This window comes from Streptomyces sp. NPDC025721, from assembly GCF_055558595.1.
In genome coordinates this window covers 1-15463 of the sequence record NZ_JBVHMF010000053.1, presented here as the reverse complement: position 1 = coordinate 15463, position 15463 = coordinate 1, and the positions used below count along the sequence as shown (strand labels likewise).

At 70.8% G+C, this 15463-nt stretch carries 11 protein-coding genes and 1 rRNA gene; 3 read left to right on the top strand and 9 right to left on the bottom strand.

Features of this window, described 5'->3' with window-relative positions:
* Positions 1 to 120: 120 nt before the first annotated feature.
* Positions 121 to 2931 (bottom strand): preprotein translocase subunit SecA, encoded by a 2811-nt coding sequence (gene secA, locus ACZ4EF_RS36730; protein WP_355342916.1) that lies wholly within the window; start codon positions 2929 to 2931, stop codon positions 121 to 123.
* A 218-nt stretch (positions 2932 to 3149) separates the two neighbouring features.
* Here secA and ACZ4EF_RS36725 point away from each other — a divergent pair, with 218 nt between their 5' ends.
* Together ACZ4EF_RS36725 and ACZ4EF_RS36720 are read left to right on the top strand one after the other, a co-directional pair.
* Positions 3150 to 3755 (top strand): GNAT family N-acetyltransferase, encoded by a 606-nt coding sequence (locus tag ACZ4EF_RS36725; RefSeq protein WP_355342913.1) that lies wholly within the window; start codon positions 3150 to 3152, stop codon positions 3753 to 3755.
* A gap of 162 nt (positions 3756 to 3917) precedes the next feature.
* Positions 3918 to 5105 (top strand): winged helix-turn-helix domain-containing protein, encoded by a 1188-nt coding sequence (locus tag ACZ4EF_RS36720; protein ID WP_391052554.1) that lies wholly within the window; start codon positions 3918 to 3920, stop codon positions 5103 to 5105.
* Between the two features lie 127 nt (positions 5106 to 5232).
* Here ACZ4EF_RS36720 and ACZ4EF_RS36715 read toward each other — a convergent pair whose 3' ends face one another.
* From ACZ4EF_RS36715 to mtnA, 7 genes are all read right to left on the bottom strand, one after another.
* Positions 5233 to 5973 carry a response regulator gene (locus ACZ4EF_RS36715; protein WP_391052557.1) on the bottom strand — a complete coding sequence of 247 codons (741 nt, stop codon included), beginning with the start codon at positions 5971 to 5973 and terminating at the stop codon, positions 5233 to 5235.
* 290 nt (positions 5974 to 6263) lie between these two features.
* Positions 6264 to 6950: a ribosome hibernation-promoting factor, HPF/YfiA family gene (hpf, locus tag ACZ4EF_RS36710; RefSeq protein ID WP_355342907.1), complete on the bottom strand. Its 687-nt coding sequence runs from the start codon at positions 6948 to 6950 to the stop codon at positions 6264 to 6266.
* Positions 6951 to 7229: 279 nt separating this feature from the next.
* The gene (locus tag ACZ4EF_RS36705; protein ID WP_391052574.1) at positions 7230 to 7946 is read right to left on the bottom strand and encodes a ComF family protein; all 717 of its coding nucleotides are present in this window, start codon (positions 7944 to 7946) and stop codon (positions 7230 to 7232) included.
* Positions 7947 to 8046: 100 nt separating this feature from the next.
* Positions 8047 to 9873 carry an LpqB family beta-propeller domain-containing protein gene (locus ACZ4EF_RS36700; RefSeq protein WP_391163996.1) on the bottom strand — a complete coding sequence of 609 codons (1827 nt, stop codon included), beginning with the start codon at positions 9871 to 9873 and terminating at the stop codon, positions 8047 to 8049.
* Positions 9873 to 11813, bottom strand: a complete 1941-nt coding sequence (gene mtrB, locus ACZ4EF_RS36695) for an MtrAB system histidine kinase MtrB (protein WP_391052562.1) — start codon at positions 11811 to 11813, stop codon at positions 9873 to 9875. The genes ACZ4EF_RS36700 and mtrB overlap by 1 nt, the downstream gene beginning before the upstream one ends.
* Before the next feature lies 1 nt (position 11814).
* Positions 11815 to 12504: an MtrAB system response regulator MtrA gene (mtrA, locus tag ACZ4EF_RS36690; RefSeq protein WP_188283097.1), complete on the bottom strand. Its 690-nt coding sequence runs from the start codon at positions 12502 to 12504 to the stop codon at positions 11815 to 11817.
* A 96-nt stretch (positions 12505 to 12600) separates the two neighbouring features.
* Positions 12601 to 13698, bottom strand: a complete 1098-nt coding sequence (gene mtnA / locus ACZ4EF_RS36685) for an S-methyl-5-thioribose-1-phosphate isomerase (RefSeq protein WP_467508543.1) — start codon at positions 13696 to 13698, stop codon at positions 12601 to 12603.
* Between the two features lie 95 nt (positions 13699 to 13793).
* Here mtnA and ACZ4EF_RS36680 point away from each other — a divergent pair, with 95 nt between their 5' ends.
* Positions 13794 to 15308 carry a hypothetical protein gene (locus tag ACZ4EF_RS36680; RefSeq protein ID WP_467508541.1) on the top strand — a complete coding sequence of 505 codons (1515 nt, stop codon included), beginning with the start codon at positions 13794 to 13796 and terminating at the stop codon, positions 15306 to 15308.
* A 67-nt stretch (positions 15309 to 15375) separates the two neighbouring features.
* Here ACZ4EF_RS36680 and rrf read toward each other — a convergent pair.
* A 5S ribosomal RNA gene (gene rrf, locus ACZ4EF_RS36675) occupies positions 15376 to 15463 on the bottom strand; the annotation flags it as partial.

Below are 15463 nucleotides of genomic sequence, written 5' to 3'. Positions count from 1 at the left end.
CGCCCTCCCCCCCCCCCCCCCTCCCCCCCCCCCCCCCCCCCCCCCCCCCCCCCCCCCCCCCCCCCCCCCCCCCCCCCCCCCCCCCCCCCGCCCGTGTCCGGTCGAGCCCGCCCGTAGGCGTTACTTCTTGCGGCGGCGCCCGCCCTTGGCGGCCTTGCGGCGCTCGGCGCGCGTCTGACCCTCCTCGGCGGAACCGCCGTCGGCGGCGTCGACACCCGCGAAGTCGCCCTCGACCACACCGCCCTCGCCGTCCACGGACGGCGCGGAGAAGTGCAGCCGGTCGGCGCGCTTGGGGGCGTCGAGACCCTTGGCGCGGATCTCCGGCCTGGCGTCCTTGGTCAGCGAAGGCGCCGCGTCCTGCGGGGCGTCGCTGACGGCGGCGTCCACCGGGACCTCCTCGACCTGCTGCTCGACCTGGACCTCCAGGTTGAACAGGTAGCCGACGGACTCCTCCTTGATGCCGTCCATCATGGCGCCGAACATGTCGAAGCCCTCGCGCTGGTACTCCACCAGCGGGTCGCGCTGCGCCATCGCGCGCAGCCCGATGCCCTCCTGGAGGTAGTCCATCTCGTACAGGTGCTCACGCCACTTGCGGTCGAGCACCGACAGCACCACGCGGCGCTCCAGCTCGCGCATGATGTCCTCGGAGAGGCTCTTCTCGCGCTCCGCGTACTGCTCGTGGATGTCGTCCTTGACGGACTCCGCGATGAACTCGGCGGTGATCCCGGCCCGGTCGCCCGCCGCGTCCTCCAGCTCCTCGATGGTGACCTTCACCGGGTAGAGCTGCTTGAAGGCGCCCCACAGCCGGTCCAGGTCCCAGTCCTCGGCGAAGCCTTCCTTGGTCTCCGCGTCGATGTACGCGTCGATGGTGTCGTCCATGAAGTGCTGCACCTGCTCGTGCAGGTCCTCGCCCTCCAGGACGCGGCGGCGCTCGCCGTAGATGACCTCGCGCTGCCGGTTGAGCACCTCGTCGTACTTCAGGACGTTCTTGCGAATCTCGAAGTTCTGCTGCTCGACCTGCGACTGGGCCGACGCGATGGCGCGGGTGACCATCTTGTTCTCGATCGGCACGTCGTCCGGCACATTGGCCATCGCCATGACGCGCTCGACCATCTGCGCCTTGAACAGCCGCATGAGGTCGTCGCCGAGCGAGAGGTAGAAGCGGGACTCGCCGGGGTCGCCCTGACGGCCGGACCGGCCGCGGAGCTGGTTGTCGATCCGGCGCGACTCGTGCCGCTCGGTGCCCAGCACGTAGAGCCCGCCGAGGTCGACGACCTCCTCGTGCTCGGCCTTGACGGCCTGCTCGGCACGCTCCAGGGCGTCGGGCAGCGCCGCCGCCCACTCCTCGACGTGCTCGACCGGGTCGAGGCCGCGCTGCCGCAGCTCCGCCTCGGCGAGGTCGTCGGGGTTGCCGCCGAGCTTGATGTCGGTGCCGCGGCCGGCCATGTTGGTGGCCACGGTCACGGCGCCCTTGCGGCCCGCCTGCGCGACGATCGACGCCTCACGGTCGTGCTGCTTGGCGTTGAGCACCTCGTGCGGCACGCCGCGCTTGGAGAGCTGCGCCGACAGGTACTCGGACTTCTCGACGGAGACGGTGCCGACCAGGACCGGCTGGCCCTTCTCGTGCTTCTCGACGATGTCCTCGACCACGGCGGCGAACTTCGCCTCTTCCGTGCGGTAGATCAGGTCGGGCTTGTCCATCCGGGCCAGCGCGCGGTTGGTCGGGATCGGGACGACGCCGAGCTTGTAGATCTGGTGGAACTCGGCGGCCTCGGTCATCGCCGTACCGGTCATGCCGCAGAGCTTGTCGTACAGGCGGAAGAAGTTCTGGAGGGTGATCGTGGCGAGCGTCTGGTTCTCGTCCTTGATGTCCACCCCTTCCTTCGCCTCGATCGCCTGGTGCATGCCCTCGTTGTAGCGGCGGCCCGCGAGGATACGGCCGGTGTGCTCGTCGACGATCATGACTTCGCCGTCCATGACGACGTAGTCCTTGTCGTTCTTGTACAGCTCCTTGGCCTTGATCGCGTTGTTCAGGTAGCCGACCAGCGGGGTGTTCACCGACTCGTAGAGATTGTCGATGCCCAGCCAGTCCTCGACCTTGGTGACGCCGCTCTCGTGGATGGCGACGGTGCGCTTCTTCTCGTCCACGTCGTAGTCGCCGGTCTCCTCCTTGCCGAGGCTGCTCGCCTCGCCGCGGTTGAGCCGCTTCACCAGACGGGCGAAGTCGCTGTACCACTTGGTGGCCTGGTCGGCCGGGCCGGAGATGATCAGCGGCGTACGGGCCTCGTCCACCAGGATCGAGTCGACCTCGTCGACGATCGCGAAGTTATGGCCGCGCTGCACCAGCTCGTCCTTCGACCACGCCATGTTGTCGCGCAGGTAGTCGAAGCCGAATTCGTTGTTGGTGCCGTAGGTGATGTCGCAGGCGTACATGGCGCGGCGCTCGGCGGGCGACATGTTCGCCAGGATGCAGCCGACCTCGAGGCCGAGGAATTTGTGGACGCGGCCCATCCACTCCGAGTCGCGCTCGGCGAGGTAGTCGTTGACCGTGATGAGGTGGACGCCCTTGCCGGAGATCCCGTTCAGATACGCGGGCAGGGTGCCGACCAGGGTCTTGCCCTCGCCGGTGCGCATCTCGGCGACATACCCGAGGTGCAGGGCGGCACCGCCCATGAGCTGGACGTCGTAGTGACGCTGTCCGAGCACGCGCTTGGCGGCCTCACGGACGGTGGCGAACGCCTCGGGCAGCAGGTCGTCGAGGGACTCGCCCTCGGCGTACCGCTCCTTGTACTCGTCGGTGAGGGCCCGCAGCTCGGCATCGGTGAGGTTGACGAAGTCCTCTTCGATGGAATTGACCTGGTCCGCGATGCGGTGCAGTTTGCGCAGGATCTTGCCTTCGCCTGCACGCATGAGCTTGTTGAAGACGGACACGTAGGCTGGCTCCTTGCCGGTCGGGCCTGGCGCGGTTGGCCCGCACCCGGCACAGCGGGGTTTGATCTGCCGATGTCTGCCGATGGCTTTCTGCCAGTGGCTGTCCGCCGATGGCCCCGCTGCAACGGCCATCGTAAGCGAGGAGACCAGCGGGCCGGGAGGCCCCGAGGTGCCAAAACGGTTTTCCACAGCCGTTGGCTCTCCTCAATACTGCGTCCATGGAGCCGATCACCCTCACCACCGAGCGTCTGCTGCTGCGTCCGCTGACCCCGGACGACGCCGAGGCGCTCTATGTGGCCTGCCAGGATCCCGATATTCCGCGCTGGACGGCGGTGCCCTCGCCTTACACCCACGAGAACGCGGCGGACTTCGTCGGCCGCATCTGCCCCGAGGGCTGGCGCGACGACACCATGTACAACTTCGGCGTCTTCACCGCCGACAGCGGCGCGCTCGTCAGCTCCATGGGCCTGCTGCGGTTCGGCGCCTCCGGTCTGACCGGGCCCGAGCGGCAGGCGGAGCTGGGCTACTGGACGGCGAGGGAGCAGCGCCGCAAGGGCTACACCGCCGAGGCGGGGCGCGCGGTCTGCGCCTGGGCCTTCGACGCCCTCGGCGTCGAGCGGATCGAGTGGTACGCGGAGGCGGGCAACGACGGCTCGCGCGCCGTCGCCCGTTCCATCGGCTTCGTCATGGAGGGCACCGTCCGCTCCAAGATCCTTTACGCGGGCACCCGCCGCGACGCCTGGAGCGGTTCCCTGCTGCCGACGGACTGGGACCGCGAGGGCAAGACGCCGTACGAGCCGTATCCGCCGGGCGCGGGGGCCTGAGGCTCCTTCGTCACGGGGGGGGCGGGGGCCTGAGGCCCTTTCGTCACGAGGGGGGCGGGCGCGGGGCCCGAGGGGTTTCCGTACGGAGCGGGGGGCCGCCGGCCGCGCGAGGTTGACGCAGGTCAGCGGGGCTTGTCAGTGGGCGGTCCTACGCTGTCCGGCATGACACCGCTGCCGCCTCCTCAGCTCACCCTGTCCGCCGACGAAGCACGCAGGCTCGCCTTGCGAGCGCAGGGCTTCCTCGGTGCTCCCGACCGGCGGGCCGGGACGCGCGGGGTGCTGCGCTCGCTGGGCGCGGTGCAGCTCGACACCATCTCGGTACTGGCCCGCTCGCACGAGCTGATTCCGTACGCGCGGCTGGGCGCGGTCGGCCGCGAGGAGGTCGAGGAGGCGTACTGGTCGGGCGACCACGCCTTCGAGTACTGGTCGCACGCGGCCTGCATCCTGCCCATCGAGGAGTGGCCGCACTTCGCCTTCCGGCGCAGGGCGCGGCGGGCCCGCGGTCACCGCTGGCACGTCCTGGAGGACGCCGAGCGCTCGTGCGCCGCCGTCCTGGACCAGCTCAAGGCCGAGGGGCCGCTGAATTCGACGCAGCTCGGCGGCGCGAAGAACGGCGGACCGTGGTGGGACTGGTCGGAGACCAAGATCGCGGTGGAGTGGCTGCTCGACACCGGTGAGGTGGTCTGCACCCGGCGGCGCGGCTGGAAGCGGATCTACGACCTGGCCGAGCGGGCCGTGCCCGACGCGCTGCTCCACGACGACCTGGACGACACCGAGTGCGTACGGCGGCTGGTCGTCCAGGCGGGCGCGGCGATGGGGGTGGCCACCCGCGCGGACCTCGCGGACTACCACCGGCTCAAGGGCGAGCAGGTGATGTCGGTGATCGACTCGACCGGTCTGGTGCCCGTCGAGGTCGAAGGCTGGGGCAAGCCCGCCTGGGCCGATCCGGCGGCGCTGGCGAGCGAGCCGCGCGGCAGGCACCGTACGACGCTGCTGTCGCCGTTCGACTCCCTGATCTGGGACCGGCCGCGCACCGAGCGGATCTTCGGCTTCACGCACCGGCTGGAGGCGTACACCCCCAAGCCCAAGCGGATCCACGGCTACTTCGCGATGCCGCTGCTCGCGGGCGGGCGGCTGGTCGGCCGCGTCGACCCGGCGCGCGAGGGGAAGACGCTGGTGGCCCGGCAGGTCACGCTCGACGGCCCGAAGGCCGTGCAGCCCGCGGCCGACGCCATCGCGCAGGCGGCGGGCTGGGTGGGCTGTGAGGAGGCGCGGGTGGAGCGGGTGCTGCCGGAGCCGCTGCGCGAGCCGCTGGAGGCGGCGCTGAAGCTGACCCACGACCGCCGCTGAGCGGGTCCGGCCCCGCGGGGCCGAGGTGGTGGGTCCGGGCGGCGCCGGGTCCGGGCGGCCCGGGGGCGCGCCCGGACCCGGCAATGCCCAGCACGTGGTGGCCGCGAGGCCCGGCGCGGGACAGGCCCTAGCGGATCTCCAGGATCTTCTCGCGCATCGCGTAGACCACGGCCTCCATCCGGGAGTGGAGCTGAAGCTTCTCCAGGATGTTGCGGACGTGGTTCTTCACCGTGTTCTCGCTGATGAAGAGTTCCTTGGCGATGTCCCGGTTGTTCAGCCCGGTGGCGACCAGCTTCAGCACCTCCAGCTCCCGGTCGGTGAGCTTGGGCGCGGGCAGCAGCCGCCGCTCGTCGGTCCGCTGGATCATCGACTTGAACTCGGTCAGCAGCTTCGACGCCATCGACGGACTGATCTGCGACTGTCCGTCCGCCACCGCGCGGATCGCCGTCGCCACCTCGTCGGTGGAGATCTCCTTGAGGAGGTAGCCGGTGGCACCGGCCTTGATCGCCTCGTAGAGGTCGGCTTCCTCGTCGCTTATCGTCAGCATGATGATCTTGGCGCTGGGCGCGACCTCCTTGATCGAGGTGCACGCCTCGATCCCGCCGCGCCGGGGCATCCGCACATCCATCAGCACGATGTCCGGCAACAGGTCGGCGGCCTTGTCGACCGCCTCCGCGCCGTCCCCCGCCTCACCGATGACCTGGATGTCCTCCTCCTGCGCGAGCACGATCTCCAGGCCCCGCCGGAAGAGCGCGTGGTCGTCGACCACCAGCACCCGGATGGGCTCCGCACGCGCCGGACCGGCAGGTTCCTCGTACGGGATCTGACCACGCTCGCCGGTGGTTCCGCGCTCAAAGCTCTCCGGCATCAGATCCTCCCCCTCAGACCAGAGTTGACCACTGGTCCAGCATTTCACGTCCAGGCACGGTGGTGCCCCCGGGACGGCCCGGGGGCACCGGTTGCAGCCCTAGGGCCTGTCCGCGAAGTCTCGTCTGACTGGCGGCGCCTGGCACGCACGCTCGCTGCGTTGTCGGGCTCATCCGAATAGGCCCACTATGAGGACGACCCTCCGCCTTGCGATCGCACGCACCAGACACCGCCAGCCCCGCCCTCCGGGCGGACGACGCGACTTCGCGGACACGCCCTCGGGCGTGGCCGCTAGCGGCGCAGTACGCCGCCCGCGCCCGCCGGTTCTTCCACGGTGCTCTCGTCCGAGTTCAGATGAATCACGCCGTAGTCGTAACCGTGCCTGCGATAGACGACACTCGGCTGCTTGGTCTCGCTGTCCACGAACAGATAGAAGTCGTGCCCGACCAACTCCATCTCGTAGAGCGCCTGGTCGAGTGCCATCGGCGTGGCCGCGTGGGTCTTCTCGCGCACCACCAGCGGGCCCTCGCCGTGCACCTCCAGCGGACCGAACCTCGTGGTGGGCACACTGTCCGTGCTCGGCCGGTCGACGGCCAGCTCCCCGTCCCCGTTGATGGTCGCCGCGTCCGGCACGGTCGCGGCCACCTCGGCCGCCGGGATCCGGCCGTTCCCACGACGGGTGTGGCGCTTGCTCGCGGCCTTGCGCAGCCGCGCCTCCAGCTTCGACACCGCGATGTCCAGCGCCGCGTACGGGTCGGCCGCCGCGGCCTCGGCCCGGACGACCGGACCCCGGGTGTTGAGCGTGATCTCCACCCGGTCGGCGTGGTCCGCCTGCCGGGGGTTGAGCTCCTTGGACACCTCGACGTCGAGGCTGATCACCTTGCCGTCGAGCTTCTGGATCTTGTCCAGCTTCTCGGCCACGTGCTTCCGGAACCGCTCGGGCACCTCGGTCTTGCGGCCCTTGACGACGATGTCCACGCAGAACTCCGTTCCCGGATCGCCCCGGGCTACCGGAGGCGATCCCTTTCGCTGAGGCCAGCTCGGGTACCAGTCCCGTCCGGCGCTGCGTTGGCTGCCGCTTCGCCTCCCGGGGCTGACCGGGGACCACGAAGCTGCGGCTTTCACCTCCTCCTGCCCCACTGAGAAGATCAACACCCCATGGTGTTCACTTCCCTATCCCCCGAACATAGTCCCGGAGTGTGGAGGTCGGCATCCTCAGCGACGCCATACCCCCTTCCGAGTGAATATGCGTCGCTACTACCTGCAACGACGCGCATCCGAGTGGAGTTCCGGATCGTGCGGACCAGCCACGACCGCCGCCCCGGCGACCCGGCCCCCGGCCGCCGTCACCGCCCGCGCCGCCACGGTCAGTGAGGCTCCGGTGGTCATCAGGTCGTCCACCAGCACGACCGGCGCCACCGTCAGCAGCGCGGCCGACCCGCCGGCCGCCGCCACCGCGCCCGCCAGATTCGCCGGCCGCCCGGCCGCGCCGAGACCGGACTGGTCCGCCACCGGCCGCCGCTGGCGCAACGCGGCCACCGCCCTGGCGGGTACGCCGCCCCGGCGCAGCTCCCGGGCCGCCGCACGGGCGATGCGGGCCGTGGCGTCGTGGCCGCGTCGCGCCACCGCACGCCGTGCCGAGGGCACCGGCACCAGCAGGACCGTCCCGGGGACGCCGACCCGCCGCACGGCCGCCGCCAGCGCCGTGCCCAGCGGTCCGGCCAGACCCAGCGCACCCCGCTCCTTGTGCGCCAGGACCACGGCCCGCACTTCGTCCCCGTATCGCCCGGCCGCGTAGACCGGCGGCAGCCCCGGCGGCTCCGGCGTCGGACGCACGCGCCGCACCGGCACCGATTCGGCCGCCCCACCGATCAGTACCCGGCACCGCTCGCACAGCTCCGTACGCGGACGCCCGCACCCGGCGCAGTCCACCGGCAGGACCAGCCCGGTGATCTCCTGCCACCAGCCCCGCATGACGTCCACTCTGCCCCGTTTCGGCGCCCGCCGCCAGCCCCCCTCCCAACCTGTGGATAACTCCACCATTTCGCAGGTCAGGAGGCTGACGGTGGTTTTCTCAGCCGGGGTAGACCGGGTTGTCGCCCTTAGGCTCGACCCGCTTGCCCGTGGAGTCCGGCGGCAGCCGGTAGACGCTCTGGTTGTACGAGGCCAGCAGCGCCCGCGAGACGTCCTCGGAGGCCGCCACCACAGACGCCTGGCTGATCCCCTCGAAGGCCAGCTTCGGAGAGCCGTCGGTGCTGATGTACTTGATCTGCTGCACGCCCTCGGATTCGCTGTCGAGCGCGACCAGGCGGCTCGGCCCCGCCCAGGAGACCGAGCTGACGCCGTCGGCCGCGGGGGTCAGCGTGCGCAGATTCGTCACCGCGAACGTCGGATGCGCCTGCGTACCGCCCCGCTCGATCCGCCCGAGCTGCAACTTCCCGAGCCCGTTGGGCTGCCGGACGAGCAGCGCGATCCGCACGCCGTCCGAGGCGACCCGCAGCGCGTCCACACGGCCGGTCAGGCCGCTGACGGAGACCGGGATCGGCTGCCCGCCGCCGTCGCGCAGCGCCACCACGCGGGGGTCGCCCGGATCGCGGTCGGCGACCCACAGGTAGTCGAGCCCGTCCCAGCTCGGCGCGCTCAGACCGTCCTTCGCCTTGCTGGTCAGCACGGGCTCGCTGAGCTGGGCGTCCGCGTCCAGGCCGGCGGTGACCAGTTGGCGTCCCTCGCCCTTCACTCCGGCGGCCATCTGCTCGTCCCGGCGCACCGCGACCGACTCCAGGTCCGCCTTCGCCCCGCCGAACGGCCCGGCCACCGGCGTACCCGTGGTCGAGGCGCCGTCCGAGGGCACCTCCAGCAGCCGGTGCGGCTGCGCCCCGATGTAGTACTGGTGGTCCGAGGAGCCGACCAGATTCTGCGTGCTGAACGCCAGCGTCTGTTCCTTGGGCAGCGAGCAGACCGTCCTGCCGTCGGACGCCGAGATGTCGACGGCGTCCACCTTGGGCGCGGCCTGGCCCTGCACCGTGGTGAAGAGCTGCGCCGCCAGCTTCACGCAGCGCTCCCCCGCGAACCGCTGCGCGGGCGCGTCGAGCCGCACCCTGAGGTGCTGGGAGTCGTCGAGCGTCACCCCGTGGTCGGGCGCCTTGTCGTAGAGCCGGGCGCCCTCGGGCGCCGCGGTCTCGACCACGGGCGCCAGCCAGTTCGTGGGGCCGGTCAGCAGCGCGGAGACCGTGGACACCAGCGAGTCGCTCTGCTTGCGCAGGTAGACGGGGTCGGCGACCAGGGTCTTGTCGGCGTTCCCCGAGCGATGCGCGTCCGGGCCCAGCGCCGCGAAGTAGTACATGTTGACCAGGTGATATATCCGGTTGAAGTCCAGATCGGAGATCACCAGGCCGTCTTCAAGGCTGTCGATCCGCCACTCGTTGTTCTCCTTGACCAGGTGGAACGAGGTGTCGAAGTTGCCCTCGTCCGGCCGGTAGGCGTGCTTGGCGTCGACGACGGCCGTCTTCTTGCCCGCGAGGTCGACCATCACGTAGTCCTTGCGACTCGTGCCCGGCTCCTCCCGGGGCTGGGTCGTGCCGGTGAGCACGGTGATCTTCGCGGTGGGGTCCCAGTGTCCGGCCAGCTCCTTGGACAGGTACTTCTTCGCGGTCTCGAAGTCCGCCTCGCCGCTGGTGGTGGCCTCCATGAAGCCGTTGACGATGTCGGAGGCGCTTTCGCCCTTGTGCGGCGCCGACGGGAAGACCCGCACCTGCGCGTCCACGTCGGCGTGCTGTCCGTCGCCGACCTTGCGCACCTCACCGCTGCTGGGTATCGCCGCGCACCCGGCCAGCAACAGCGCCGCGCACACCACACCCGGCCAGCTCCGCAGCAGGCGTCCCCTGCCCCCCAGCGCACCCATCAGCTGTCGTCCTCCCGGACCGAGTCCATCCGTCCCACGACCCGCGCACCGCTGCCGGGGAACGCCGCGGGATCGGCCGACGGCGACCGCGGCACCGCGGGCGGCCGCTGGGGAATCTGCGGTATCTGCGAGCCCGGCTGCCCGTTGTGCCCCGGCCCGGCCGGGCCCGCGGTCCGCGGCACCGGCACGGACCCCGTCGCGGCCCGGACCGGCAGCCCCGAGGAATTCAGCCCGCGGTTGCGCCGCGAATCGTCCGGCTCCAGCGGTATCGGCGACCCGCGCAGGCTCTCGCCGGCGGTCCGCGGCAGCGTCATCCGGAACTGCGACCCGCCGCCCGGCTCGCCCCACGCCTGGAGCCAGCCGCCGTGCAGCCGGGCGTCCTCCACCGCGATGGACAGGCCGAGGCCCGTCCCGCCGGTGGTACGCGCCCGCGCCGGATCGGCTCGCCAGAAGCGGTTGAACACCCGCGTCGCCTCGCCGGGCTTCAGCCCGACGCCGTAGTCCCGCACCGCGACGGCCACCGCGCCGTCGGCCGTGGCCAGCCGTACCACCACGTCCCGGCCGTCGCCGTGCTCGATCGCGTTGACGACCAGATTGCGCAGCACGCGCTCCACCCGGCGGGGGTCGACCTCGGCTATCACCGGCTGCGCGTCGCCGCGTATCGCCACGTGGCTGCCCTTGCGCTCGGCCAGCGGCTCCGCGGCGTCCACCACCCGCCGTACGACCTCGCGCAGGTCTATCGGCTCGGCGGCCAGCTCCGCGGCGCCCGCGTCGAATCTGCTGATCTCCAGCAGGTCGGACAGCAGCGACTCGAAACGGTCCAGCTGGTTCTGCAACAGTTCGGCGGAGCGCGCGGTCACCGGATCGAATTCGGTCCGCGCGTCATGGATGACGTCCGCCGCCATCCGTACGGTCGTCAGCGGGGTGCGCAGCTCGTGCGAGACGTCGGAGACGAAGCGGCGCTGCATCCTCGACAGGTCCTCCAACTGCTGGATCTTGACCTGGAGGTTCTGCGCCATCTTGTTGAAGGACTCGCCGAGGCGCGCGATGTCGTCCTCACCCGAGACCTGCATACGTTCCTGCAAGCGGCCCGCCGCGAGCCGCTCCGCGATCCCGGCCGCCATCCGTACCGGCGTGACGACCTGCCGGGTCACCAGCCAGGCGATGGCGCCGAGCAGCACCACCACGAAGATGCCCGCCGTCGCCAGCGTGCCCTTGACCAGGCCGAGCGTCTTGGCCTCCTGGCCGAACGGGAAGAGGTAGTAGAGCTGGTACGTCTTCCCGTTGATGTCCGTGAGCCGCTTGCCGATGGCCAGCGCGGGCTGCGGCGCCTTCCCGTCGTCCGTCACCACCGTCGTGTACTGCTTCAGCGCCCCGGTGTGGGACTCGACGGCGTCGCTGAGCGACTTGGGGATGCTCGCCTGCGGCAGCAGGCTGCCGGAGCTGCGCGGCCCGTGCGCGTTGACGACACCCTCGCCGAAGCGCGCGTCGTCGGCGCCCGGGCTGAGCGTGGCGATCCAGTACACCCCGTTGCCACCGCTGGCGAACTGCTGGACCAGCGTCGTCAGCCAGGCGCCCGAGTCCTCGGCCTGATTCTGCGAGCCGACCCCGGTGGCGTCCTGCGTCTGGCTCCTGTTCGCCTGCTGCTGGGCGATGGAGAAGCCGGTGGTGGCCTGATTCTCAGCCGCCTTCTCCTTCGCGTCGAGCAGGCCGTTCTTGACCTGCCCGATCACGACGAAGCCCAGCAGCAGCACCACGCCGACCGACATCAGCAGCGTGAAGGCGACCACCCGCAGTTGCAGATTGCGCCGCCACAGCCGGACCGCCGGCTGCAACGGTCGCCGTGCCCAGCGCACGAACGAGCGGAAAACCGGCGCGAGACCCCGCATGGGGTCCGCGAGCCGGCTCTCCAGCCGCTCCCGCTCGTACGACGCGCACATGTCAGCCCGGTCCCGCCTTGTAACCGACACCGCGGACGGTCACCACGATCTCCGGGCGCTCCGGGTCCTGCTCCACCTTGGACCGCAGCCGCTGCACATGGACGTTCACCAGCCGGGTGTCCGCCGCGTGCCGATAGCCCCAGACCTGCTCGAGCAGCACCTCACGGGTGAACACCTGCCACGGCTTGCGGGCCAGCGCCACCAGCAGGTCGAACTCCAACGGCGTCAGCGCGATCGGCTGCCCGTCCCGCTTCACCGAGTGCCCCGCCACGTCGATCACCAGATCGCCGATGGCGAGCTGCTCAGGAGTCGGCTCCTCCGCCCTCCGCAGTCGCGCCCTGACCCTCGCCACCAGCTCCTTCGGCTTGAACGGCTTGATCACATAGTCGTCAGCCCCCGACTCGAGCCCCACCACCACATCCACGGTGTCGCTCTTCGCCGTGAGCATCACAATCGGCACCCCGGACTCCGCCCGGATCTGACGGCATACGTCGATGCCGTCCCGTCCGGGCAGCATGAGGTCAAGGAGCACCAGATCCGGCTTGGACTCCCGAAAAGCAGCCAGGGCCTTGTCACCGTCAGCGCAGAACGACGGCTCGAAACCCTCTCCGCGCAGCACGATGCCAAGCATCTCTGACAGCGCGGTGTCGTCATCGACGACCAGCACACGTCCCTTCATACCGACCATCATCCCATTTGCATATCGTTACCGGTGACCTTTGGTGATCGAGGTCACGCTACGCGACCATTGTCCGCCGATGGCCGTAGATGCGCTGCCCGATCTCCCCTAGTCAGAGCCTGCCCGGGGAGTCTCGTGATTACACACAGTTACGAGAGCTTCTGTGGTGACCGGCGAAACCACACCGTTCTCCGTGATGATCGCAGTAATCAGCTCCGGCGGCGTCACATCGAAGGCCGGATTGTAGGCCTGAGTGCCCAGCGGTGACGGCGCGAGGTCGGTCACCTCGCTGCCGGCCCGCTGCTCCACCTCGATCGCGGCGCCGTCCGGCGTGCTCAGATCCACCGAGGTCGTCGGCGCCACGACGATGAACGGCACATGGTGGTAGCGGGCGAGGACCGCGAGGGGATAGCTGCCGACCTTGTTCGCCGTGGAGCCGTCCGCCGCGATCCGGTCCGCGCCGATCAGCACCGCGTCCACCTCCCCCGCCGTGAACAGCGACCCGGCCGCGCTGTCGGCGAGCAGCGTGTACGGCATCCCGGCCCGCGCCGCCTCGTACGCCGTCAACCGCGCGCCCTGAAGAAGGGGACGGGTCTCGTCGACCCACAGACGCCTCAACTCCCCGACCCTGTGCACGGCGAGGACCACACCGAGCGCGGTGCCCTCACCGCCCGAGACCAGGGCCCCCGTGTTGCAGTGCGTCAGAATCCGGTAGCCCCCGCCCGGCACCAACTCGGCGAGCAGCCGCTCCCCGTACTCCGCCATCGCCCGGCTCGCCGCCGCGTCCTCCTCGTGCAGCGCCCGCGCCTCGGCCAACGCGAAGGCGGCGCCCTGGTGCGGAGGCGCCGCGTGGAAAGCGGTCACCGCACGGCGCACCCCGTACCCGAGGTTGACGGCCGTAGGACGCGCGTGCGCCAGCAGGTCGGCGGCCTCGTTCACGTCGTAGCCGCGCGCCGCCGCCAACGCGATGCCGTACGCCCCCGCGAGCCCGAGCAGCGGCGCGCCCCGCACGGCGAGGGAACGTATCGCCTGCACCAGCGCCTGCACGTCCGTGCACACCAACTCGACCTCCTCCTGCGGAAGTCGGGTCTGGTCGAGCAGCACGAGCACGGGTCCCTCGGGGGGTTCCTCCCACCGCAGCGCGGGGATGGTACGGGAAGCAGCGTCGGCCTCATCGGTCACAGGTCGCACGTATTGATCACCCATCCGTCCAGTCTGCCCTGCCCGGCCCGGTCCAAGGCAGCCCATGGCACGATGGCGGCCAGTACCACAGCGAGCACCACGTGAAGGGGCAGCCTCCGATGACCAACACTCCGGGCTGGGCCTCGCCCGGATCCTCCGACTCCTCCGAGCCGGAAGACGGCGACAGCCCCGCTTCCTCCGCACCAGAGAAAGACACCCCCGTGGACACGTCAACAGATACGTCCGCGGCCGGTCCTGACAACAGCTCCGGTGACGACTCCGGCGACGCAACCGCTCCCGGTACGGGAGACCGGCCCGGTACGGCCGACGCCGGTGACACGACGCCACCGCCGCCCGGCGGCTGGTCCGCCCAACAGCCGCCCGCGGGCCAGTGGCAGCACACCCCCCACGACACCCGGCCCCCGACCGTACCGGCCCCAGGCCCGCCCCCCGCCGGATCCTCCGGTACGGGTACGGGTACGGGTCAGGCGCCCGGCGCCGGCTGGGCCCGGTGGTCGCCCCCGCAACCGCCGCAAGGCGGCCACCCCGGCCCCTCAGGCCCGCGCTGGGGCAACACAGCACCGGGCGGCGGCCCCGGCGGCGGCTGGCAGCAGCAGGGCCCCTGGAGCAGGCCCGCGGCGCCCAAGCCCGGCGTCATCCCGCTGCGCCCACTCGGCGCGGGCGAGATCCTCGACGGTTCCCTGGCCGTACTTCGACGGCACTGGCGCGCGATCCTCGGCTTCACCCTGGCCATCGCCGTGGTCACCCAGGGCCTGGCCGTGGTGGTCGACGGCTTCTTCCTCAGCAACGACACCCGGCTGGAGAACCTCAGGGACAACCCCAACCCAAGCGTCGGCGACATCATGCACGCCGTCAGCGGTGCCTTCGCCAGCTCGGGCCTGACCATTCTGGTCATGCTCATCGGCACGATCACCGCGACCGCGATGGTCGCCATGGCCACCAGCCGCGCCGTGCTCGGCCGCCCGGTCACGGCCGCCCAGGTGTGGCGGGAAGCCCGCCCGCGGCTGCCCCAACTGGTCGGGCTCGCGCTGCTGATCCCGCTGGCCATCGCCGGAATCCTGGCGGGCGCCGTCCTGCCAGGCGCACTGATCGCCCTGGCGGGTGCGGAGAGCGGCGGCGCCGCCCTCGCCTCCCTCGGCCTGATCGGCGCCTCCGTCGTCGTGCTCTGGCTCATGATCCAGTGGAGCCTGGCGGCACCGGCCCTCATGCTCGAGAAGCAGGACATCGTCTCGGCGATGAAGCGCTCGGCGAAGCTGGTACGCAACTCCTGGTGGCGCGTCCTCGGCGTCCAGGCGCTCGCGGCGATCCTCTGCTACATCGCCTCGGCCATCATCCAGACGCCGTTCATGTTCATCGCTCGTGGCATCACCGGTGAGAGCCTCGGCTCCTTCCTCTCCGGCGACACCAACCCGGGCTGGGCGTTCCTCGGCATCAGCGGAATCGGTGCCGCCATCGCCGCGACGCTCAGCCTGCCGATCAGCGCCGGCGTCACCACGCTGCTGTACATGGACCAGCGCATCCGCCGTGAGGCTCTCGACATCGAGCTGCTGCGGGCCGCGAATACCGATGCGGACGCGAACGCGGCTGCGAGCGTCGCCGTCACCACCGACTGAGCAGGGAACGCAGAAAGGCCCCGGCCCCCGAGTCGAAACTCGGGGCCCGGGGCCTTTTACAAAGATTGTTCGGCGGTGTCCTACTCTCCCACAGGGTCCCCCCTGCAGTACCATCGGCGCTGAAAGGCTTAGCTTCCGGGTTCGGAATGTAACCG

What these genes read in the sequence shown, in the direction of transcription:
- ACZ4EF_RS36725 (WP_355342913.1), top strand. Translation starts at nt 3,150, where the DNA reads ATGGAGCCGATCACCCTCACCACCGAGCGTCTGCTGCTGCGTCCGCTG.
- ACZ4EF_RS36720 (WP_391052554.1), top strand. Translation starts at nt 3,918, where the DNA reads ATGACACCGCTGCCGCCTCCTCAGCTCACCCTGTCCGCCGACGAAGCA.
- ACZ4EF_RS36715 (WP_391052557.1), bottom strand. Translation starts at nt 5,973, where the DNA reads ATGCCGGAGAGCTTTGAGCGCGGAACCACCGGCGAGCGTGGTCAGATC.
- ACZ4EF_RS36705 (WP_391052574.1), bottom strand. Translation starts at nt 7,946, where the DNA reads ATGCGGGGCTGGTGGCAGGAGATCACCGGGCTGGTCCTGCCGGTGGAC.
- ACZ4EF_RS36700 (WP_391163996.1), bottom strand. Translation starts at nt 9,873, where the DNA reads ATGGGTGCGCTGGGGGGCAGGGGACGCCTGCTGCGGAGCTGGCCGGGT.
- mtrB (WP_391052562.1), bottom strand. Translation starts at nt 11,813, where the DNA reads ATGTGCGCGTCGTACGAGCGGGAGCGGCTGGAGAGCCGGCTCGCGGAC.
- mtrA (WP_188283097.1), bottom strand. Translation starts at nt 12,504, where the DNA reads ATGATGGTCGGTATGAAGGGACGTGTGCTGGTCGTCGATGACGACACC.
- mtnA (WP_467508543.1), bottom strand. Translation starts at nt 13,698, where the DNA reads ATGGGTGATCAATACGTGCGACCTGTGACCGATGAGGCCGACGCTGCT.
- ACZ4EF_RS36680 (WP_467508541.1), top strand. Translation starts at nt 13,794, where the DNA reads ATGACCAACACTCCGGGCTGGGCCTCGCCCGGATCCTCCGACTCCTCC.